Genomic DNA, 21,994 nt, shown 5'->3' with positions numbered 1-21,994 from the left:
CAAGAGCGGAGCGTCGCCATGACATATTGTGTTGGTCTGAAACTGAAACGCGGGTTGGTCTTCATGTCCGACACCCGGACCAATGCGGGTGTCGACAGCATCAGCGTGTTTCGCAAGATGTTCCACTGGGAGAGTGAGGGCGAGCGCTGCATCACCATCATGACCGCCGGCAACCTTGGCACTACCCAGGCGGTGATCAGCCTCCTGAACGAACGTACCCTCCCGGTCGAAGAACGGGGTTCACCGTCGATCCTGCAGGCCTCGTCCATGTACCAGGTGGCCAAACTGGTGGGGGAAACCCTGCGCGAGGTGATCCGGGATCAGGCGGGCGAGGATGGCCCCCGCGCCGAAGCGCAGTTTTCCGCCAGCCTCATCGTGGGCGGACAGGTAAAAGGCAGCGAGCCGCGCCTGTTCATGATCTATCCCGAGGGAAATTTCGTCGAAGCCGGCGAAGAGACACCGTTCTTCCAGATTGGCGAGACCAAATATGGCAAGCCCATCATCGTGCGCGCCTTTGACCCTGAGGTCAGCTTTGAGGATGCGATCAAGATTACCATGCTGAGTTTTGACTCGACCTTGAAGGCAAACCTGTCAGTTGGCCTGCCGCTCGATCTGCATGTCTACAGCAAGGACAGCCTCACGATCGGCGCGCAGCGACGGATCGAGGTAGGTGATCCCTATTTCGAAGCCCTGTCACAGGGCTGGGGAGAGGCCCTGAAAGAAGCCGTTCAGGCCCTGCCCCCCTATTCGCTTGATCAGGACGGCGACCAAGGCGGATAGGCCGACCGCCGAAAGGCGCCCAGTGCGGCGCGCTGGAATTCGAAACCAGCAAGCGTCAGCCATTGTTTCTGTCATCTTTGTCAAAATGCAACTTTCGATGCCCCGTTCCTTAGACGGCGTTGGCCCATGGTGCCCCTGTCCGCAGGCGCGCGCAGGATTTGGGAGAGATCTTGATTGCCAAGGAACGAGCATTGTCCCGATCTGAAGCAGCCGTCTGTGGCGCAGTTCTGTTCTCAGCACTGTCCACCGGGCAAGCGCCAGCAGCACGATCACAATCACCGGCGATCGTGGTCTCACGCGCGGCAAGATCGGCGCAACCTACCGCTTCAATCCGGACACGGCGATCGCCCTGAACTGGATGCAGGGGATCGGTGCCGAAGACACCCACCAGCGCCAGCAGATCAACGTTATGCGCCGCTTATGACGACGCCCCTCGAAAGGATGAGTCATTCTGATATCATTTCCAAATCACCTTGCCGCCCTTCCTGATGCTTCTCGCTCTGGGGCTGACGGCCCGCGTGGCTTAGAGTGGTCCGATTATCGGCACGGCAGCCAGTGAAACCCGCCAGCTCACAACGACAGGTGGTGAAGCCTATGCTGTGACCGTAGAAGCTCGCCCGGACTCCATCGATACGGTCACCAACTGACAGGTCTGTCGGCGGTGCTAGGAATGCCAGCCATGGCTCACATGCGCTGAACGCGGGCGAGCACCGCCACCCGCACCTCTTCCGCTCCGGCCCTGAGGCAGGCATCCGCACAGGCCGATAGCGTCGCACCCGAGGTCAGCACATCGTCGACCACCAGAATGGTGCGCCCCCTGATCAATGGCGCGTGGCGTACGGGCATCCGGATCGCATCGGCCAAGATCCCGAACCGCTCCGCCCGCGAACGCCCATCCAGCGAAGGCGTCTTGCGGCAACGCCGCAGAAGGTCGGGCCAATAGTCCAGCCCGGCCCGCTTTGCCAAAGCCTCGGCCAGCAGGGCGGACTGGTTGTATCGCCGTTTCAGAAGGCGGCTCCAGTGGAGGGGAACCGGGCAAACCAATGGGTTGTCACGCAAAAGCGGCAAGGCGGCGCGCTCCATCCAGCCTGCTGCATGCACAGCGATATCCTGTCGATCTCCGTGCTTGAGTGCCAGCACCACCTGTCGCGCTTTGCCCTCATAGATCAGCGTCGCCCGGCCCCGGCTCCAGGGGCGCGGGCTGGAGAGGCAATCGTCGCACTCAACGCGAAATCCATCGTATTCCCCCGGCAAGGGCGCACCGCATCCCTCACAAACCGTTCCGGATATGAATTCCGCTTCCCGCCAGCAGGGGCCGCACAGACCCGGTTCCTGATTGACCAGCCCTCCGCAGCCCAGACATTGCGGCGGATAAACCAGTGAAACAGCGGTTTGAAACCGCGCATGCAGCATATATGTATCCCCCCATGACGCACACTCCCACAGCACAGCCGAAGCTGTTTGACAGGAAGGCATTGGCAGCAAATAGAGCCCGGCGGCAGCTAGGGGCCCTGTTCCTGCACGAGATGGCCAGGAACGAGGTTGAGGATCGACTCACCTTGGTTAACAGAACCTTTACCGCGCCCGCCGTGGTGACTCCTTTTGCGGAGGTTTGGGAGGACGGTCTGGCCGCCCCCCTGTCTGGCGCAAAGCTGGTTCCGGACGACGACATGCTGGATCTTGAACCCGGCGCCCATGATCTTGTGATACATTCCATGGGGTTGCACTGGGCCAATGATCCGGTAGGCCAGCTGATCCAGTGCCGCCGTGCCCTGAAAAAGGACGGGCTGTTGCTGACCGTTCTGCTCGGCGGACAGACCCTGCAAGAGTTGCGCGTCGCCCTCGCCGGGGCTGAATCCGAGGTGCTGGGCGGCTTGTCTCCGCGAATCGCCCCGATGGGTGAAGTGCGCGATCTGGGCGCCCTTTTGCAGCGCGCGGGGTTCGCCCTGCCGGTGGCCGATGTGGTGCCGCTGACCGCCCAGTATCGCGATCTGATGCACCTGATGCACGAGTTGCGCGCCATGGGCGAGGCCAACGCACTGGAAAGCCGCCTGCGGCGCCCTGTCCCGCGGCGCCTGTTCACCCGCGCCGAGGAAATCTACCGCGCGCACTTTGAAACCACAGAAGGTCGCCTCCCCGCCAGTTTTGAACTGATCTGCCTGACCGGCTGGTCGCCCTCCGAGAGCCAGCAGAAACCGCTGCGCCCCGGCTCGGCAAAGATGCGCCTTGCCGATGCGCTGAAAGTGCCAGAGACGAAACTGCCCGAATAGCCGACTGCCCCTGCGATAAGGCAAGCCTCTGGATGCGCAAATGTGATCCGATTGGTCTTTGCCTGCGTATGCCCTTACTGTTCCACCGCAACCAAAGATGCCAACCGCACAGGACTCCGAAATGCTGGATTCGACTTCGACCGCCAAATGCCCCGTCCACGCCCCTGCCGACCATCCCAAGGTCATGCCGGAGAAGGTGGGGATCCTCCTGGCGAACCTCGGCACACCGGACGATTACAGCTACTGGCCCATGCGCCGGTATCTGAACGAGTTCCTGTCGGACAAAAGGGTGATCGACTACGCCTCGTGGAAATGGCAGCCGCTGCTCCAGCTCATCATCCTGACCAAGCGGCCCTTCACCTCGGGTGAGGCGTATAAATCCATCTGGAACCACAACAAGGGCGAAAGCCCGCTGATGACCATCACCAAGGACCAGACCGCCAAGATGGCACAGGTCATGGCCGACCGGTACGGCGATCAGGTCATGGTCGATTTCTGCATGCGCTATGGCAACCCCTCGACCAAGTCCAAGGTCCGTGAGATGGTCGAGGCCGGCTGCCAGAAGATCCTCTTCGTGCCGCTTTACCCGCAGTATGCCGGCGCCACCTCGGCCACCGCGAACGACCAGTTCTTCCGCGCCCTGATGGAAGAGACCTGGCAGCCCGCCGCCCGCACCATCGCCCCCTATTTCAACGAGCCCCCCTATATCGAGGCGCTGGCCCGCTCTGTCGAAGAGGCCTATGCCAAGGCCGAAAAACGCCCCGATATCCTGGTCGTCTCCTACCACGGGATGCCGAAACGCTATCTGATGCAGGGCGATCCCTACCACTGCCAGTGCCAGAAAACGACGCGCCTGTTGAAAGAGCGCCTTGGCTGGGAAGACACCGAGATCACCACCACCTTCCAGTCGGTCTTCGGCCCCGAGGAATGGCTGAAGCCCTATACCGTCGACCATGTCGCGACGCTGGCCAAGGCAGGCAAAAAGAACATCGCCGTGATCGCCCCGGCCTTTTCCGCCGACTGCATCGAAACGCTGGAAGAGATCAACGAGGAGATCAAGGAAAGCTTTGAAGAGGCCGGAGGCGAAGACTTCCTCTATATCCCCTGCCTTAACGACGACGCAGACCACATCGCGGCGCTGGCAGGCGTGATCGAACAGAACCTGAAGGGCTGGCTGGACTGAGGGCTGGCTCGCTCAGATCAGCACCTAAGTTGACTTTGCAATTTACACAGGTATACCGTGGATTGATCTGCGAACTAAGGCTGTGAAATGGAGAAATACTGCGGGCGGCGATCATGATTCGCCGTGCATTTCCCTTTGCCCGTCCTGCTGAGCAGATCTTCGAAAGGAAGTTGTGGCCATTCAAACGTGAATAGAAAAATATCAACAAGAAAAACCCTGATACTTATGCTTCTTGGCCTTTCGGTATTTTTGGCCTACAAGGTGCACTTATTTTTTATGGTTTGGGATAATGAAGTTGAGCAAAAAAATGTTCACAACGCATTCAAATCCTTATCGAACAGACTGATTGTTCTTGAAACTTTTGGAAAACCAATTGACCCCACTTCCGGCCCCTGCGTAGTTGCTAGAAAAATTGATGTGACGAGCATATGCAAATCACATGTCGAAATCAGAACCCACACCAAGTCGGAAAATTGTTATCCTGCAAGCGTCTATGTAAGAAGAACAAATGGGGTTTATGCAAAGGATGGCGAGTTCGTGGTCCGAATCTTCACTCAATCTCGACATGAAGATTTGGAGAATGGCCTGAGAGGCCCCTATGATATGGATAGGCTAAATTATCCCAGCACCTACTTCAATAGGGCTACACACCAACCGCCAAATTCACCAATGGGACTTGAAATGAAAGAGGTGAGTGAGTGTGATGGGTTTTATGTTTATATATTTGGAGAAAAAGGATAACCAATTATTACATTTAATTTGCGACTCATTAGGCTCAAGGCGCTTCCGCCTCAATGCCAACCAAACCAATGAAAACCACTAGGGCATGAGTGCCAAACAAATAGCATTCGCATGTATTGCCCTGGTTATCCTTGCCTTGGGATTGGACGTCTTCTTTGCCTATCTGGCTGACAAGCGCATCCAAAGGGCAAACTACTATTTGGACCAACACCTAAGTGAAGTCGGCCTTGGTGCGGAACGAGGAAAACATTACTTCGAACGACATGGCACCGAGTTCAATTATTACGCATTCAAAACATGCTTTATCAGATACACCGCTCCAGGATACAAAAAATGGGGGTACACTTTTCACTATGCCAGACCTTATCCAATTTTGCTTGGCGGCCTGAACCGGGACAGCTATCGCTTCAAAGAATGCGGTCAGTTTCTGCCCGTCAAAGTATTGTTTGACGGGACTATTCAAAGACTGGATACCTGACTGCCCCGGGGCGGGTTTGTGCACTGCCATCCACACGCGCCCCGCATTCCAGCGCAGTTTTCATATCATCACACCTCTGCAGGTCCGGCAGGGTGTTTTGCTCTTCCACGTTTTGCTCTAGGGATCCAATATACGAATAAGCTTTTCGGGGGATTTGATGACGAACAGACATTGGGCAGCTGCCTTGGCGGCGCATTGGGGGATCGAGGCGAAGCTGACGGGCCTTGATGGGGAGTATGATCTGAACTTCCTTGCGCGCACGGCGGATGGCGCTGGCTATATCGTCAAGGCAATGCGTCCGGGATGTCCGGAAGAGCTGGTCGATCTGCAGGTTAAAGCGTTCGAACATGTCGCCAATGCCGCACCAGATCTGCCTTGCCCCCGCGTGATCCGCAGCAGCGATGGCGCTGCGATGCTCTCCATCGCCGACGAAAGTGGCGCCGAACGCTTGGTCTGGGTGATCAACGAACTCCCCGGCCGCTGCTATGCCAAGGTTGCCCCCAAAAGCGCGGCCCTCATCCAAGAGGTGGGCGCGGTTCTGGGCCGCATGGGCAAGGCCCTGGCGGATTTCCAGCACTCAGGTCTTGAACGCGATTTCAAATGGAACCTCATGCAGGCAGGTTGGATTGCAGATGAACTGGACTGCATCACCGATCCGGCGCGCCGCGCCCTGTTGGAAGCGATCAACGCCAAGTTTTCCGACCTGCTTCCGGCCCTGACACAGCTGCCCGCACAGGCCATCCACAATGATGCCAACGACTACAACATCATCGTCGCAGGAACCCTGAGCGAGCCGCGCCGGGTCTCGGGCCTTATTGATCTTGGCGATATGTGCCGGGCCCCGCGCATCTGCGATCTGGCGATTGCGGCGGCCTATATCGTGCTGGACCACCCCGAACCCGAAGCCACCCTTGCCGCACTTGTGGCGGGCTATCACGCCGCCAATCCGCTGACCCCGGCAGAGGTGGACATGGTCTGGCCACTGCTGCGGATGCGGCTGGCAGTCTCGGTGGTAAATTCCACCCTGATGGCGACGGAAAACCCGGATGACCCTTATGTGACCATCTCTCAGGCGCCTGCCTGGCGGTTCCTTGAAGGGCATGAGTTGAACGGAAAGCTTGTGAACGCCCGCCTGCGCGCCGCCTGTGGCCTGCCCGTGGTCGACGGCGCTGACCGGGTGCTGGCGTGGCTTGATGCGGAGCGCGGCAATTTCGCGCCTCTGATGGGCACGGACCTCGGCGATGCGCCGATGGGGTCGCTCTCGGTCGAGCATTCCACCTGGCCGCAGAACCCCTTTGACATGCCGTTGGAGGAGGCCGCCCGCGTCGGCGAGGAGTACGGCAGCGGCATCTGGCTGGGCTACTACAACGAACCCCGGCTGATCTATACCGCGCCCGCCTTCCGCAAGGGGCGCTGGAAGGCCAGCAATCGTCGCACGGTGCATCTGGGCGTGGATGGGTTCGCCCCTGCGGGAGCGCCCCTCTACGCGCCGCTGGCGGGCGAGATCTTCATCGTCGAGAACCGCGCACATCATCTCGACTATGGCGGCACCATCATCCTGCGCCATGAAACCCCGGCGGGGGACAGTTTCTATACTCTCTATGGCCATCTGGACCCGGAGTGCTGCAACCGCCTGAAACCCGGTGATACCGTGGAAAGGGGCGAAGCCTTCTGCCGCCTTGGCGATCCGACGCAGAACGGCGGCTGGGCGCCGCACGTGCATTTCCAGCTTGCCATGACCACCGACGGGATTGAGGCCGACTGGCCCGGTGTGGGGGATCCGGACGAGATGTACCTCTGGCACGCGATCTGCCCCAACCCGGCGGCGCTGATGAACCTGCCGGACGCCAAGACCTGTTACCGGCCCGCCGACAAGGGCGAGATTCTGAACGCGCGACGCGCCCATTTCGGGGAGAACCTGCGCCTGACCTATTCGGACCCGGTGATGCTGCTGCGAGGCTGGAAGCATCATCTGTTCGACGAATGGGGCAGGCCCTATCTGGATGCCTACAACAACGTGCCCCACGTAGGCCACGCCCATCCGCGCATTCAGGCGGTGGCAGCGGATCAGCTGAAGCGGATGAACTCCAACACCCGCTACCTGCATCCCGCGCAGGTGGCTTTCGCCGAAAAAGTGCTGTCGAAACTGCCGGACCCCTTCGAGGTCTGCTTTTTCGTCAACTCAGGCACCGAAGCGAACGAGCTAGCCCTGCGCCTTGCTCGCGCCCATACCAGGGCCAAGGGGATGGTGACGCCGGATCATGGCTATCACGGCAATACCACCGGGGTGATCGACATCTCCGCCTACAAGTTCAACGCGCCGGGCGGCGTGGGCCAATCGGACTGGGTGGAGCTCGTCGAGGTCGCCGACGACTATCGCGGCAGTTTCAAACGGGACGATCCTGATCGCGCGCAAAGGTTTGCGGATCTGGTGGACCCGGCCATTGCCCGACTTCAGGCAAAGGGTCACGGGCTGGCCGGTTTCATCGCCGAAACCTTCCCTTCGGTCGGTGGGCAGATCATTCCGCCCAAAGGATACCTGCCCGCAGTCTATGAAAAGATCCGCGCGGCCGGGGGCGTCTGCATTGCAGACGAGGTGCAGACCGGGCTGGGACGTCTTGGCGATTATTACTTTGGTTTCGAACACCAGGGCGCGCTACCCGATATCGTGGTGATGGGCAAACCCATCGGCAACGGACACCCCCTGGGGGTGCTGGTCACCACCCGCGCCATTGCCGAGAGTTTCGCCAAGGGTCCGGAGTTCTTCTCGACCTTCGGCGGCTCGACCCTCTCGTGCCGCATCGGCAAGGAGGTGCTGGACATCGTCGATGACGAAGGGCTGCAGCAGAATGCCAAAGCCATGGGGACGCAGCTGATGGCAGGGCTGCAGGCACTCATGGAGAGGCATGCCTGCGTCGGCGATGTACGCGGTATGGGGCTGTTCCTGGGGGTGGAGCTGATCCGCGCGGACGGCAGCGAGGACACCGAGATGTGTTCCTACGTCAAGAACCGGATGCGCGATCACCGCATCCTGATCGGCAGCGAAGGTCCAAAGGACAACATCCTGAAGATCCGCCCACCGCTGACCATCGATACCGATGACGTGGACATGATCGTGCAGACGCTTGATCTGATTCTGGGCGAGGTTGGCGCTCTTTAGAGCGCCCCCGCCTACCCCCCTGCAAACAGACATCAGACCAGACGGCAACAAAAAAAAGGCGGTGGAAAACCACCGCCTTTTTAAATCTTTTAACGAAGCAATTAGTTGCTTGCGACAGCGGCGCCAACCAGAACCAGCAGCAGCAGCGGCAGCAGGATGCCGGAAGACGAGCTTTCGGCCTGCTCAACGATCACAGGTGCTTCGATAACGGGCTCTGCCAGGTTGCCAGCAGAAGCGGTGGAAGCAGCAGCAGTCAGAGCAGCGGCGATAACGAGTTTTTTCATGTTAACCTCCAGAATTCGCGCCGGGCATACCTATGGCCGACGCACCCAAGACATATCTCGTATTTTTTTCTAAACAGCTAACTTGTGGGAATGCAAATGCTTGTTTCCGCAAGTGGCCGTGCAGGTGCAAAAATGTCGTCAAATAAGCAACACTTGAGTACCCACCTTGGTCATCTCGAAGAGCTGGGCAATGTGTTCGTTATATAGCCCGATGCAGCCGTTGGAGGATTTGCGCCCGATCTTGCGCGTATCGTGGGTGCCGTGGATGCGATAAAACTTCCAGGACAGGTAAAGCGCATGTGATCCAAGCGGGTTGTCCGGGCCGGGCGGGATGTACTTCGGCCACTCCGGGTTGCGTTTGAGCATGTTGGGGGTCGGAGACCAGCTCGGCCCGTCGACCTTGCGCACGACCTTGGTACGACCGCGTCGGGTCAGATCATCCGACAGGGGCACGGACGAGGGGAACAGCCGGTAGACCGATTCGTCCTCGGACCAGTAGTGAAGCGCACGGCTGTCGATATCGACCAGGATTGCCCCATTGCGCAGGGTGTCGAAGTAAGGCCGCCAGTTTTTCGCCCGGAAAGACGAAATGTTACGCTTTACGGGCGGTTCAGGCTCTGGCGGAGGACGCAGAGGGTCATAGGCAACCTCCTGATCTTCCGTTTTTTCCTCGGCAAGGGCGGGCGCAGATATCAGCGCGGCGGAACCGGCCAGAAATTGGCGGCGGGACGGGGTATCAAACAGACGACGGGTCATGGAATTTGGTCCTGCACGTATAACTAGATGCTGTGCATAATATGGCTGGAATGCCTCAGTCGCAAACCAAACAACCCGTCTGGGCCGCCGATTGCCCCGCACATGTTTGCACCTGTGCCACAGGAGCGCTAAGTGCAGTGTCACTGTGACTTGAGCGAGAAGCCTAATGACGCGCGTATTTCTGATCCTGGCCGCTGCCCTTGCAACGCTAACCGCTGCCTGTACTCCGGTGACGCAAGGCGGAGAAGGAAGTGGACAGATCTACCGCATTCGAAACGCCGACAAGGTCCAGATTCGCATGCTTGATTCAATCAATGCCCTGCGGCAGGCCGCTGGCGCTCCGGCTTTGCAACTGAACGCCCAGCTGAACGCAGCCGCCGCAACGCATTCCCGCGACATGTCGGTGCAGAACCGCCCCTGGCACTTTGGTTCGGACGGCTCCTCACCGCTGGACCGGGTTGCGCGGATCGGATACCCGGGCTCCCTTCTGGGCGAAGCAATCTCGGAAACCTACGAGAACGAGCTTCAGACCCTGACCGCCTGGATGGAAGACAAAGGAACCCGCGCCGTAATTTTGGACCCCAAAGCCGTGAACATGGGCTTTTCCTGGTTCCAGGAGCCCAACGGCAAACTGTGGTGGACCCTGGTGGTGGGTAGCTGAGACCCGGCGCAGCAGTCTGAATGACAAGGGGCCGCCAACCGCAGGCTGACAGGCTGATAAGCCACAAACGCCGCGCCGGATGCCACTGTCAGGCGCGCAGAGTGATCAGAGTGCCGGTCTGGACCATGGCGTAAATCTCTTCGATCTCATGGTTTTTCACGGCAATGCACCCGGCGGTCCAGTCCCTTACGCGTTCTGCCCGTTTGCGATCCTTAAAATCGTTTGGCTCGCCGTGAATGAAAATCTCGCCGCCCGGTTTTTTGCCCATCGACTGGGCAAGCGCCACATCGGCGGAGTTGGGATAAGAGATTCCCACTGACAGATGAAAGCTGCTGTTGGGATTGCGCCGGTCGATCAGGTAGGTGCCTTCCGGCGTTTTTCCGTCCCCTTCGATACGTTTCGGCCCTTCTGGGGCAAAACCCAGATCGACCTCGTATGCGCGTAGCACCTCTTCGTTGTTCAGAAGGTACATCTTGCGCACGCCCTTGTTGACCACGATCGAGGTCACGTCAGGTCCATTGTAGGTTTTGAACTTGCTATCGGCCCGACCGCACCCTGCCAAAGCCAGGGAGGATGCTGCCGCAAGCCCAAACTGCCGCCTGTCCATTTGATGTCCGCTCTTATGTTTGCCTGTTTTGAAAATACACCGATTCAGGGCCGCGGCAAAATCACTTCTTCATCTGTCCGGACCCGGTGCCAGCGTTTTCCGCCAGTCGCCGTTCGATCGCCTCAAGCCGGGATAGCACCTGATCGCGATAAGCGTCGGTGCGTTCGTTGTCTTCCTCGGCATGGGCGTCCTGCATCGAGTTGACGATAAGACCCACCAGAAGGTTCACCACCGCAAAGGTGGTGACCATGATGAAGGGCACGAAGAAGGCCCAGGCATAGGGGTAGACCTCCATCACCGGGCGCACGATCCCCATCGACCAGCTTTCCAGCGTCATGATCTGGAACAGGGAATAGGCACTGAGGCCAAGGTTCCCGAACCATTCCGGGAAACTGTCTCCGAACAGCTTGGTCGCCATCACAGCGCCGATGTAGAAGATGATCGCCATCAGAAGGAACACCGATCCCATGCCCGGCAGAGCGGTGATGAAGCCCTCGACCACACGGCGCAGACGGGGCGCGACCGAGATCACCCGCAATACCCGCAGGATCCTGAGCGCCCGCAACACGGAAACACCCTGTGCCGACGGGATCAGCGCAATGCCCACGATCACGAAATCAAAGATGTTCCAGCCGCTGAGGAAAAACCGATGCCGCGCCACGAAGATTTTCAGCAGGATCTCGGCCACGAAGATCGACAGGCAGATCTTGTCGATCATCAGCACCAGCGCACCGACCCGCTCCATAATGGCAGGAGAGGTCTCCATTCCCAGTGTCACGGCGTTGATCAGGATGACCGCCGTGATGAACCGGCTGAAGCGGTGGCTATCAAGGATCTTGCGAAGGGTGTCCATTACGGTTGTCACTCCACGTGCGTTTGGCAATTAGGAATCAAGGGTAAAACTGGCAACCAGTTCGGTGTGGGCGGACCAGCGGAACTGGTCCACCACCTGAACCCAGTTCAGCCGATAGCCCGCGTCCACCAACACCTTGGCATCGCGCGCAAAAGTCACCGGATTGCAGGAAACATAGGCAACAACGGGCGTGCGCGCCCGGGCCAGCTCTGCCACCTGCGCCTCGCCACCCGCGCGGGGCGGATCGATCACGGCGGCCTCGAAACGCGCACCAAATGGGTTCAGGTCTTCGGGCAGCAACGGATTGCGGAACAGATCCCGCACCTCGCTGGTGACCTTCTTCAGGCCCTGTGCCTGCCGCCAGCCCGCATCGAGCGCGGCGATCATCGCCCGCTCGCCCTCGACCGCATGCACTTCGGCATCTTTGGCCAATGGCAGTGCAAAAGTGCCGCAGCCTGCGAAAAGATCAACGACGCGTTTCGCGCCCCTGGTGATCTCGCGAACAGCCGCAAGCAGGGCCGCCTCCCCGTCTTTGGTCGCCTGAAGAAAGGACCCGGGCGGCGGGCAGACACGGGCCGTGCCAAAAGCCTGCACCGGCGGCTGTTCCATCGCGACCTGCTCATCCTCCCAGGTGAAGCGCGCAACACCGTTCTGGCCTGCAATGTCGGCCAGTTCAGCCCGCAACGCACTGTCCAGCGGCTTGCCATCGCGCACCATCACATCAAGGCCAGCCTCGGAGGTGGTCAGCGTGACCGACAAGGGCGTCTTGCGGCTTGCCCCTGCCATGGCAAGCGCCTCGGTCAGAGGAATCGCCTTGATAAGCGCAGGGTCGAGCAGGTGACAATCGGGGATCGGGGTGATCACATCCGAAGCCCGGCCATGAAAGCCCGCCATCGCGCCCTTCTTGGTGCGGCGCACGGTCAGGGTGGCGCGGCGGCGGCTCTGCGCAGGCGAGGTGTGGATCGGGCGGAATTCGGCCTCAAGCCCCTGCGCCTTCAGCGCATTTTGCACCACATCGACCTTCCAACCCGCCACGAAGGCATCGCTGGCATGCTGCAACTGGCAGCCACCGCAGGATTTGTAGTGGCGGCATGGCGCCTGCACGCGCGCCTCGGAAGGTGTCTCAATACGGAGATCCGTCAGCTGGCTGCCACTGGCAACGCCGCTTACGACCTCTCCCGGCAGGGTGCGGGGGGCAAAAAGCGGGCCTTCGGCGATCCCGTCTCCCTGCGCACCAAGGCGCAGGATCGTGGCTGTGGTTCTGGCTGCGTTTGTCATGGCGCCTAGATAGACTGCGCCCGCCCTTTGCAAAAGGGACAAACCACGCAGAATCTGTAACGCCGCACGTTATTCCGCAGCCTGCGTTGCCTCTTCGTCTTCGGTGCCGATGAAACCGCCCGACTGGCGCGCCCAGAACTGTGCATAGCGCCCGCCCAGGGCCAAGAGCTCCTCATGGGTGCCGGTCTCGACCATCTCGCCCTGATCCATGACGATGATCCGGTCCATCTCGCTGAGGGTCGACAGCCGGTGTGCGATGGCCAGAACCGTCTTGCCCTCCATCACCCGCTCCAGCGCGGTCTGGATCGAGGCTTCGACCTCGGAATCCAGCGCCGATGTCGCCTCGTCCAGCACCAGAATAGGCGCGTCTTTCAGGATTGCGCGGGCCAGTGCGATCCGCTGGCGTTGCCCGCCCGAGAGCTTCACGCCCCGTTCGCCAAGATGGGCGTCATAGCCGCTGCGCCCCTGACCATCAGCAAGGTCCTGAATGAACTCATGCGCCTCTGCCTTTTTCGCCGCCGCGATCAGCTCTTCCTCAGTGGCATCGGGGCGGCCATAAAGGATGTTCTCACGGGCCGAGCGGTTGAACATGGCGGTTTCCTGCGTGACCATTCCGATCTGGCGACGCAAACTGTCCTGAGTGACCTCGGCCACATCCTGCCCGTCGATCAGCACGCGCCCGCCTTCAGGGTCGTAGAGCCGCAAGAGGAGCGAGACCAAGGTGGATTTCCCCGCGCCCGAGGCCCCGACGATGCCCAGTTTTTCGCCGGGGTGGATGGTCAGATCGACATTGCGCACCCCGCCGATATCGCGGCCATAGGAAAAGCTGACACCATCGAAGTGCACCTGGCCCTCGCGCACGGTCAGATCCCGCGCACCCTCAGCATCGGTGATCCGGTCAAAGCGGGCCAGCGTCTTGATGCCGTTTTCCACCTCGCCCACGTTGGCGTAGATCCCCATCAACGCAAAGCTGAGCCAGCCCGTCATCTGCGCAAGCCGGATGGCGATGGTGCCTGCGGCGACGATATCGCCCTCGCTCGCCTGCCCTGCCTGCCACAGCATCAGGGATGCGCCGATCATCATCACCGGCAAGATTCCCGCGCAGCCCATCAGGAAGAACCGGAAACTGGCCGACAGGGTGCCCAGATGCAGCCGCGCTTCGCGGTAGGTCGCCATGGCACCCTTGGCGCTTTCTTCCTCGTTACCCGCATGTGCGAACAGCTTCACCGTCTTGATATTGGTGATGGTGTCGACCACCTGCCCCGAGACCATCGCCCGCGCGCCGGCCATCTTGCCCGAGCGTTTGCGGACACGCGGCAGGAAGTAGCGGATCAGCGCGAAATACCCGATGAGCCAGACCGCAAACAGCAGGGTGATCCGCCAGTCGATCGACCCCAGCAGGACAAAGGTAGAGGCAAGGGCAGCCAAGCCGAAGATCACCACGTTGATCCCTTCGACCGCGACATTCGTCATCGCATTGGCGGTCTGCATCTGCTTCTGCGCGATGCGCCCCGCAAAATCGTCGTCGAAATAGCTCACCGATTGCCCCAGCACCCAGGTGTTGAGCCGCGACAGGATCAGCGGAGAGATAAAGGGCTGCACCAGCACCGAATTGGCAAAGGCGCCCAGGCCAAGGATTGCGGGGCGCAACAGCAGGAAGAAAGCGACAAAGGCAATGACCACCGGCATGTGCTGCGTGAAGAACGCACTCGGCCCCGCCTCCACCGCAGTGTCGATGATATAGCCCAGCAGGAAGGCGTTGAGCGTATCCATACCCCCCGCCAGGATCGACAGAACCACGAAGATCCCCAGCACCGGCCAGGCCCCGGCCAGCGCCCAGCGCGTGAAACCCACAAGGGTACCGGGCGGCGGGCCGGAGGCCGGGCGGAACGGGTCCAGCCGCCGGTCAAGAAAGGATTTCAGCATTGCTCTGTCGCCTCTGCATTGAGGAACCCGCCCGATTGGCGCGCCCAGAATTGAGCATATAGGCCGCCTTTGAGCAAAAGCGCGTCATGGCTGCCTTCTTCGACGATTCGGCCCTGATCCAGCACCAGAATGCGGTCCATTTGGGCGATGGTGGACAGGCGGTGGGCAATGGCGATCACGGTCTTGCCCTCCATCATGCCGTACAGGGTCTTCTGTATCGCAGCCTCCACCTCGGAATCGAGCGCCGATGTCGCCTCGTCCAGCAGCAGGATCGGCGCATCCTTGAGGATGACCCGTGCAAGCGTGATCCGCTGGCGCTGCCCGCCCGAGAGTTTCACGCCGCGCTCGCCCACATGGGCGTCATAACCTCGGCGGCCCTGCGGATCCTCAAGATCGAGGATGAAGTCATGCGCCTCGGCCTGACGCGCGGCGGCGATCATCTGCTCTTCGCTGGCATCCGGGCGACCATACAGCAGGTTATCGCGCACCGAGCGATGCAACAGCGCGCTGTCCTGCTGCACCATGCCGATATGGCTGCGCAAGCTATCCTGCGTCACCGCAGCGATGTCCTGCCCGTCGATCAGGATCTGACCTTTGTCGGGGTCATAGAACCGCAGCAGGAGCTTTACGAGCGTGGATTTGCCCGCGCCCGAGCGCCCGATCAGGCCGATCTTTTCGCCGGGGCGAATGGTCAGACTGATGGCATCCAGCCCGCCCGCCTCGCGCCCGTAGTGGTGCGACAACTCCCGCAGCTCGATCTCACCCTTGGTCAGTTGCAGGGGCTTGGCATCCGGGAGGTCCACCAGATCGATGGGCTGGGCGATGGTGCGCATCCCCTCGGCCACGACACCCAGCTGACGGAAGAACGAGGTCAGCGCCCACATGATCCAGCCGGTCATGGCATTGAGCCGCAGCGTCAGCGCGGTTGCCGCCGCCACCACCCCGACCGAGGCCGCGCCCTGCATCCAGAGCAGGAAGGCCCAGCCGACAACGCCGACGATCAGAAGCCCATTCAGAACGACCAGCACCCCGTCCATCACGGTGAAAATTCGCATCTCCTTTTGAAAGGTGGTGCGCGCATCCTCGATCGCCTCTTTGGCATAGGACAGCTCGCGGCTGTCATGAGCGAACATCTTGACCGAATGGATGTTGGAATAGCTGTCCACCACCCGCCCCGTCACGGTCGAGCGCGCATCCGAAGCGGCCTCGGAGGCCGGTCCCACGCGCAGGATCGTCCAGCGCACCAGAAGGCCGTAAAGCGCGAACCAGATGGCCAGTGGCAGCATCAGCCGTGCATCGGCGGCAAACAGCAGGATCCCCGCCCCCACCAGATAGGCCAGTGAAAAGGTGATCGCGTCGAAGACCTGAAACACCACCTCGCCTGCGGCGGGGGGCGTCTGCATGATACGGTTGGCGATGCGCCCGGCAAAGTCATTCTCGAACCAGCTGACCGACTGGCGCAGCACATGGCGGTGCGCCCGCCAGCGGATAAGCGTACCGAAATTGGGCAGCACCGCGTTGTTCAGAAGCAGCACGTCCACCAGCTGCAAGGCAGGCCGCAGGAACAGGATCAGAAGGGCCACGACGATCAACTCCGTTCCGTGGTCCTGCCACACCTGTGCAGGCGCGCCTCCCAATAGATCCACCACCCGGCCCATGTAATAGATCAGCCCGATCTCGATCGCGGCCACGATCACGGACATGATTCCGGTCAGCAGGAAGACACGTTTGAAGGGCTGCGCATAGTCGCGCAGGAACGGCCAAAGCCGCGTCGGAGGAGCATCCTTTTCGGGATAGTCGCAATAAGGGTCAATGAGGTTTTCGAAGAAACGAAACATGGCGGGTGCTCCGATGATTTGAGCAATAATGGAATGCAGACATGCGTCAAAAGGGTGCCGAACGGCCCCTGACAAACGGGTGGTATCGGCGTTAGCTGTACCAGATCCCGTAATACATGCGCATTCCTCCCGGAGCCTTTTCGATCACAACAACCCTATGGATAGTCGGCAAAATCGCGTTTGTCACCCCGGCATGTCTCAAAATGTGACCGGACGCGGATCAGCCCTCTGAGCGGTCCAAAAGCGCGGCACGATCAAGGGTAAACCCGGAGGCAATCCAGGCTGCCTCCAGCCGTTTCAACTCTGCGCCCAGCGCAGCGCCGGTCAGATCGGGCATCAGATCCCGCGCCACCACCGGGAGGGTTTGGGACGCCCCATGATCCACCTCTTCAATAGCACCCGGCGCCAGGGGCTGCTCCAACAGGGCCGCGCGCAGCACCAGCGTATCGCACCCCTGCTTTGCCCCAAGACGGTAGCCAAGCTCCCCAGGCCCCATGGTGCCAATCGCGGCTTCATAAAGGCGATCCAGCCTGCGCGCGTCATCTTTGCTCAATCGCAAGACGTCTTGCAGATCCACACCACCGCTGATGCTGGCCAGTCGCCTGATCGGATCAGCGGCCAACCCGGCCTCGCCCTCCAAATGGATGAGCGGCGCCAGCGCGCGGTCCTCGGACCCCGGCAGGATCTGCCCCAGAACCCCAGTCCGCCGCATCACGGCAATCGCGGGCGCAGGGTCAGGTGCACGCAGGAGTTTCAGCAACTCGGCCCCAACACGTTCCCGCGAGAGCTGCTCCAGCCCATCCAGATTGGCCGCAATCGCCGCCAGCGCATCGGGATCAAAACCAGCTTCCTGATCCCCGTACCAGGCGTGAAAACGGAAATAGCGCAGCGAACGCAGATAATCCTCACGGATACGGTCTTCGGCGGTGCCGATGAAACGGATACGCCGTGCCTCCAGATCCGGCATGCCGCCCAGCGGGTCGACAATACTGCCATCGGGGCGCGCATAGAGCGCGTTCACCGTGAAATCGCGCCGCGCCGCATCCTCGGCAATGTCGGTTGCAAAAGCCACGACCGCGCGGCGGCCATCGGTGGCCACATCCTTGCGGAAGGTGGTGACTTCATGCGGGATGCCGCCTTCGACCAGGGTCACGGTGCCATGCTCGATCCCGGTTGGCACTGCGCGGATCCCGGCTTTCTTTGCCAGGTCAAGCACAGTCTCGGGCGTTGCATCGGTGGCGATGTCTATGTCCGAGACAGGCACCCCCAGCAGCGCATTGCGCACGCAGCCCCCCACAACATAGGCGTCTGCTCCATTGGCTGTCAGGGCCGCAAACACCGCCTGAGTCTCTGGTGCAGAAAGCCAGGGCTGGTCGATCTGCATCACGCCCCCATCCGATCCGCAAACTGGCGCAGCATTCGCGCTGTGGCACCCCAGATGTAATAGGGGCCAAATGGCACGGTGTAATACCGGCGCCGTGTCCCCCGCCAGCGACGGGATTCGACGATGTAATTGCGTGGATCGAGCACATGGGACAGGGGCACAGAAAACACCTCGTCAACCTCACCCGCTTCGGGCCTGATCTCAAAATCGGAGCGCAGGATCGCAACCACCGGCGTTACCTGAAAACTGGTGACTGTTTCGTGGGTCGGCAGATGGCCAATCACCTCGGGCAGCTCCTGCGGCAGGCCGATCTCCTCCCAGGCTTCGCGCAAGGCGGCGTGAGTCACGTCCCGGTCGCCTTCGTCCACCTTGCCACCGGGAAAGGCGATCTGGCCCGGATGGTGTTTCAGGGCAGAGGAACGTTTCGTCAGAATCACACGCGGCTCGGACCCGGTCAGAGTGATCGGCACCAGAACCCCCGCCGGACGCAATTTGCGCCCCGGCGGCAGGGTGAAATCGGGGTTGAGGTCGAAATCCGAGGAGCCATCACCCGCCACGACCTCAACGGCACGGCGCAGACGGTCTGTCAGCTTCTCGGGGGAGTCATTCATCTGTGGGCCTGTTCCAGTAATGCGCGTCAGGACGGCGGGTTTTCGGCATCGAAACCCAGCGTTTTCGGATCGAGATCGTAATGCGCGCCACAGAATTGGCAATCTGCGGTGACGCGGCCGTCCTCGGTGGTCATCTTCTCAAGATCCTTGGCCGAGTAGATCGACAGGCTGTTGCGCACACGCTCTTCCGAGCAGGTGCAGCCGAATTGCACCTGCTGAGCATCAAAGACCCGCGGGCCTTCTTCGTGGAAGAGGCGCACCAACAGATCGGTCGGCGTCACACTTGGACCAATCAGTTCCAGATCCTCGACCGTCTCCAGCAGCATGTTGACGCGGTTCCAGTTCTCCTGCGTATCGCCCGAGACCAGATCGTCCGCGTTCAGAATATCCCCGCGCCCCTGCAGCTCGGCCGCAAACGGAGAGGCCTTGGGCATATGCTGCAGCATCACCCCGCCAGCACGCCAATGCTCGGACACCCCCGGTTCGGAGGATTTACCAAAGCTGAGGCTGAACCGCGTCGGCAGCTGTTCGGACTGGGCGAAATAAGCCTCGGCGCAGCCAGACAGCGACCCGCCCGCCAGAGGCGTGATGCCCTGATAGGGCTGCATGTTCTGGCCCTGATCGATCAGGATGGCAAAATAGCCCTCGCCCACCTGGTCAAAAGGCAGGCCCGGCTTCAGCCGTGCGGCGTCATAGCTTGCGTAGGCGCGGATCTTGGCCGGTTCACCCTCGGCCTGCGGCGCGTAGTAATCGGTCGCGATCATGCGCACGGCACCCTTGGACTGCACTTGCAGCGACAATTTCCACTGCAGCTTGATCGTCTGGCCGATCAGCGCGGTCAGCAAGGCCATTTCGGCCACCAGCGCCTCGACCTGGGGCGGGTAGTCGTGCTGCTTCAGGATGCCATCAAGCACGCCATCAAGGCGCGCCACGCGGCCCCGCATGTCGGAAGCATCAAGCTGGAAGGGCAGGACCGTATCGTCCCACGCGATTTTCGAACCAAGTGTCATGGGGTTTCCTTACACGCCGGAGGTTGGCATATCGAGCCTATATAGGGTTTTCCCATTTGGAGTGAAGGGGGCGCAAGTGATCAGACGTTTCGGACAGCCGCCCGAGGCAGGGCGAGACTACAGGCTGCGACCGGGGATCTACGCTCTGTTGCCGCGGGATGGACAGTTGCTGCTGACCTGCCAGATGGATCCGGGGCCGGACATCCAGCTGCCCGGCGGCGGAATAGATCCGGGCGAGGCGCCCATTGCGGCCCTGCACCGCGAGGTGTTCGAGGAGACCGGCTGGAGCATCGGCCGCCCACGCAGGCTGGGCGCCTTTCGCCGGTTCGTCTTTATGCCCGAATACGATCTGTGGGCCGAAAAGCTGTGCCACATCTACATGGCCCGCCCTCTGCGCCGTTTGGGCCCGCCAAAGGAAGCCGGTCACGAGGCCCTGTGGATGGCACCGCAAGAGGCTTTGCATCACCTTGGCAACCCCGGAGACCGCCATTTCGCCGCCCGGTTCTGCGCCTGATATCGCATTGACAACGCCCTGACCCGGAATCGGTGCCCCTCCCGCGCCCGGCCTGATCGGCCCATGGGGCCTTGGGCCGACCTTGGGCATGGCAGCGCGCAAGCGCGCTGCTCCAGCCTCAGCTCGCTGACGTTGAAAAGTGGCGAAAACGCTGCACGCGCCAGCGTGCAGCCCCGCCCAACAAGAGGCGGTGATCCTTGATCACCTCACGATTGGCGGGAGTGCTTCGTTGGCCGGATGTAAGATAGGCTGAGGCGAGCGGACGAAGAGCGCTGCTCAGGGGCCTTCGTACTCGAACAGCGTGGCCGACACGTCATCCTCGAGGCCATGTTCCTGCGACAGCATCTGTGTCAGGTTCCAATAGAGGTCGTCCAGGAATTCCTTGCCGCTCTGGCTGCTATCGCATTTCTTTACCAGATCCAGCAGACCTTCGGCCTCCAGCATCTCGCCATTCTCAAGACGGGCTTCGGTGAACCCATCTGAATAGAGCAGCAGCCGGTCACCCTTTTCCAGGATCAGCTCTTCCTGACTGTAGCCGATATCGGGCACCAAACCGACAGGAACGCCACCTTTACCAATAAATTCGGCGCTGCCGTCCTTGCGCAAGAGCAGCGGATGCGGATGACCGGCCTGCACCATCTTCAAGACACCGCTGCGCAGATCGACGATGCAATAGGCCATGGTGAAGTATTCTTCGATGCCGGTATCGGCGATCAGGCGGGCGTTGAGCAGGCTGGCAACCTCTTCCGGCTGACGCAGCGCATAGAACCGGTTGAAACGCTTCTCCATGCCGACGTTCTGGTCGAAGTAGGTCGAGGACAGATAGCCACCCAACCGCGCGGTCATCATCGCCGAGGTGATCCCGTGGCCGGACACATCGATCGAGTAGAAACCGATTCGGTTGACGCCCGGACAGAACATGCCCACCAGATCACCGCCGATGTGCCCACAGGGCTTGAGCAGCAGGCTGACGGTCGAGGACCCAAAGCTCTTGGACAGTTCAGGGACAAGTGATTCCTGGATCTTCCGGGCCTGGATCAGGTCCTTATCGATCGCATCGTAAACCCGCTGCAATTCACCCAGGGTTTCAGAGACGATACGGTTCTTCTCCGACAGCTCCCGCTGCATCCGCAGGATGCGCTCCCCAGCCGAGATGCGCGCGCGCAGCTCATCCGAACTGACGGGTTTGGTCAGAAAATCATCCGCCCCCGCATCCAGCCCTTCGGCCACTTCGTTCTTTTCGCTCTTTGAGGTCAGGAGAATGAAATAGCTATAGTTATCAGTAGATTGCTTGCGGAACGCCCGGCAGAACTCGATGCCGTTCATCCCCGGCATCATCCAGTCACTGAGGATAAGATCGGGGGGATCGGCCAGACAGATTTCCATAGCCTGCTCGCCGCTCTCGGCTTCGAGGACGCTGAAACCCCATTTTTTCAGAGACGCCACGAGGATACGGCGCTGAAGCCGACTGTCATCGACAACCAGAACACGGTTGATCGAACCGCTCATGGCGTTTTCCTCATGGTCCACTGGACTGTCTGGCAGCAACTATCGATACCTCATACACTAGCAACGAATTGGCCCGCAATGGGAACAGTATCAAGCCGGTTCTTTAATGGGACGTGAAACATACAATTTGAAAGATACCGCGACTTCACTC

Annotated in this window: 20 protein-coding genes; 8 read left to right on the top strand and 12 right to left on the bottom strand. The window is 60.6% G+C overall.

What is annotated here, in order from left to right; translation table 11 throughout:
• The first annotated feature begins 18 nt into the window (after positions 1–18).
• The gene (locus AADA15_RS15695) at positions 19–780 is read left to right on the top strand and encodes a proteasome-type protease (protein ID WP_341642498.1); all 762 of its coding nucleotides are present in this window, start codon (positions 19–21) and stop codon (positions 778–780) included.
• Positions 781–1,464: 684 nt separating this feature from the next.
• On the opposite strand, the gene AADA15_RS15690 is transcribed toward AADA15_RS15695, so the two are convergent.
• Complete coding sequence (locus AADA15_RS15690) at positions 1,465–2,193, bottom strand: ComF family protein (RefSeq protein WP_341642497.1); 729 nt, start codon at positions 2,191–2,193, stop codon at positions 1,465–1,467.
• Between the two features lie 14 nt (positions 2,194–2,207).
• Between AADA15_RS15690 and AADA15_RS15685 the strand changes: the two genes are divergently transcribed.
• The 5 genes from AADA15_RS15685 (at position 2,208) to AADA15_RS15665 (ending at position 8,612) form a co-directional block, all read left to right on the top strand.
• Complete coding sequence (locus AADA15_RS15685) at positions 2,208–3,050, top strand: methyltransferase domain-containing protein (RefSeq protein ID WP_341642496.1); 843 nt, start codon at positions 2,208–2,210, stop codon at positions 3,048–3,050.
• A 121-nt stretch (positions 3,051–3,171) separates the two neighbouring features.
• Positions 3,172–4,233 carry a ferrochelatase gene (gene hemH / locus AADA15_RS15680; protein ID WP_341642495.1) on the top strand — a complete coding sequence of 354 codons (1,062 nt, stop codon included), beginning with the start codon at positions 3,172–3,174 and terminating at the stop codon, positions 4,231–4,233.
• Positions 4,234–4,419: 186 nt separating this feature from the next.
• A complete protein-coding gene (locus AADA15_RS15675) occupies positions 4,420–4,974 on the top strand; it encodes a hypothetical protein (RefSeq protein WP_341642494.1) in 555 nt (184 codons plus the stop codon).
• A gap of 85 nt (positions 4,975–5,059) precedes the next feature.
• Complete coding sequence (locus tag AADA15_RS15670) at positions 5,060–5,452, top strand: hypothetical protein (protein WP_341642493.1); 393 nt, start codon at positions 5,060–5,062, stop codon at positions 5,450–5,452.
• 157 nt (positions 5,453–5,609) lie between these two features.
• Positions 5,610–8,612, top strand: a complete 3,003-nt coding sequence (locus tag AADA15_RS15665) for an aminotransferase class III-fold pyridoxal phosphate-dependent enzyme (RefSeq protein ID WP_341642492.1) — start codon at positions 5,610–5,612, stop codon at positions 8,610–8,612.
• Between the two features lie 101 nt (positions 8,613–8,713).
• Here the strand turns inward: AADA15_RS15665 and AADA15_RS15660 are convergent, their stop codons facing one another.
• A complete protein-coding gene (locus AADA15_RS15660; RefSeq protein WP_065272066.1) occupies positions 8,714–8,896 on the bottom strand; it encodes a hypothetical protein in 183 nt (60 codons plus the stop codon).
• A gap of 138 nt (positions 8,897–9,034) precedes the next feature.
• Positions 9,035–9,652: a L,D-transpeptidase family protein gene (locus AADA15_RS15655; RefSeq protein WP_341642491.1), complete on the bottom strand. Its 618-nt coding sequence runs from the start codon at positions 9,650–9,652 to the stop codon at positions 9,035–9,037.
• Positions 9,653–9,818: 166 nt separating this feature from the next.
• Between AADA15_RS15655 and dalA the strand changes: the two genes are divergently transcribed.
• Positions 9,819–10,313 carry a divisome-associated lipoprotein DalA gene (gene dalA, locus AADA15_RS15650; protein WP_341642490.1) on the top strand — a complete coding sequence of 165 codons (495 nt, stop codon included), beginning with the start codon at positions 9,819–9,821 and terminating at the stop codon, positions 10,311–10,313.
• Positions 10,314–10,401: 88 nt separating this feature from the next.
• Here dalA and AADA15_RS15645 read toward each other — a convergent pair whose 3' ends face one another.
• The 8 genes from AADA15_RS15645 to hslO form a co-directional block, all read right to left on the bottom strand.
• A complete protein-coding gene (locus tag AADA15_RS15645; RefSeq protein WP_341642489.1) occupies positions 10,402–10,920 on the bottom strand; it encodes a L,D-transpeptidase family protein in 519 nt (172 codons plus the stop codon).
• A gap of 61 nt (positions 10,921–10,981) precedes the next feature.
• A complete protein-coding gene (locus AADA15_RS15640) occupies positions 10,982–11,773 on the bottom strand; it encodes an ion transporter (protein WP_341642488.1) in 792 nt (263 codons plus the stop codon).
• Positions 11,774–11,803: 30 nt separating this feature from the next.
• Complete coding sequence (locus AADA15_RS15635; RefSeq protein WP_341642487.1) at positions 11,804–13,051, bottom strand: class I SAM-dependent RNA methyltransferase; 1,248 nt, start codon at positions 13,049–13,051, stop codon at positions 11,804–11,806.
• A gap of 69 nt (positions 13,052–13,120) precedes the next feature.
• Positions 13,121–14,977, bottom strand: coding sequence for an ABC transporter ATP-binding protein (locus AADA15_RS15630; RefSeq protein WP_341642486.1), 1,857 nt, complete (start codon positions 14,975–14,977; stop codon positions 13,121–13,123).
• Positions 14,971–16,815 (bottom strand): ABC transporter ATP-binding protein, encoded by a 1,845-nt coding sequence (locus tag AADA15_RS15625; RefSeq protein ID WP_341642485.1) that lies wholly within the window; start codon positions 16,813–16,815, stop codon positions 14,971–14,973. Before AADA15_RS15625 ends, AADA15_RS15630 begins: the two co-directional genes overlap by 7 nt.
• Before the next feature lie 220 nt (positions 16,816–17,035).
• The gene (locus AADA15_RS15620) at positions 17,036–18,199 is read right to left on the bottom strand and encodes a CCA tRNA nucleotidyltransferase (protein ID WP_341642524.1); all 1,164 of its coding nucleotides are present in this window, start codon (positions 18,197–18,199) and stop codon (positions 17,036–17,038) included.
• Positions 18,199–18,810: a CoA pyrophosphatase gene (locus AADA15_RS15615; protein WP_341642484.1), complete on the bottom strand. Its 612-nt coding sequence runs from the start codon at positions 18,808–18,810 to the stop codon at positions 18,199–18,201. Before AADA15_RS15615 ends, AADA15_RS15620 begins: the two co-directional genes overlap by 1 nt.
• Before the next feature lie 26 nt (positions 18,811–18,836).
• Entirely contained in the window at positions 18,837–19,820 is a 984-nt protein-coding gene (gene hslO / locus AADA15_RS15610) for an Hsp33 family molecular chaperone HslO (protein ID WP_341642483.1), read from the bottom strand.
• Positions 19,821–19,896: 76 nt separating this feature from the next.
• On the opposite strand from hslO, the gene AADA15_RS15605 reads away from it, so the two are divergent.
• Complete coding sequence (locus AADA15_RS15605) at positions 19,897–20,334, top strand: NUDIX hydrolase (RefSeq protein ID WP_341642482.1); 438 nt, start codon at positions 19,897–19,899, stop codon at positions 20,332–20,334.
• 276 nt (positions 20,335–20,610) lie between these two features.
• On the opposite strand, the gene AADA15_RS15600 is transcribed toward AADA15_RS15605, so the two are convergent.
• Positions 20,611–21,843 (bottom strand): PP2C family protein-serine/threonine phosphatase, encoded by a 1,233-nt coding sequence (locus AADA15_RS15600; RefSeq protein ID WP_437343207.1) that lies wholly within the window; start codon positions 21,841–21,843, stop codon positions 20,611–20,613.
• Between the last annotated feature and the right edge of the window lie 151 nt (positions 21,844–21,994).

The sequence above is a fragment of the Phycobacter sedimenti genome, from assembly GCF_038148855.1.
Taxonomy (GTDB): domain Bacteria; phylum Pseudomonadota; class Alphaproteobacteria; order Rhodobacterales; family Rhodobacteraceae; genus Phycobacter; species Phycobacter sedimenti.
Note: the sequence above shows the minus strand (reverse complement) of the source record. Positions and strands in the feature narration are given on the sequence as shown.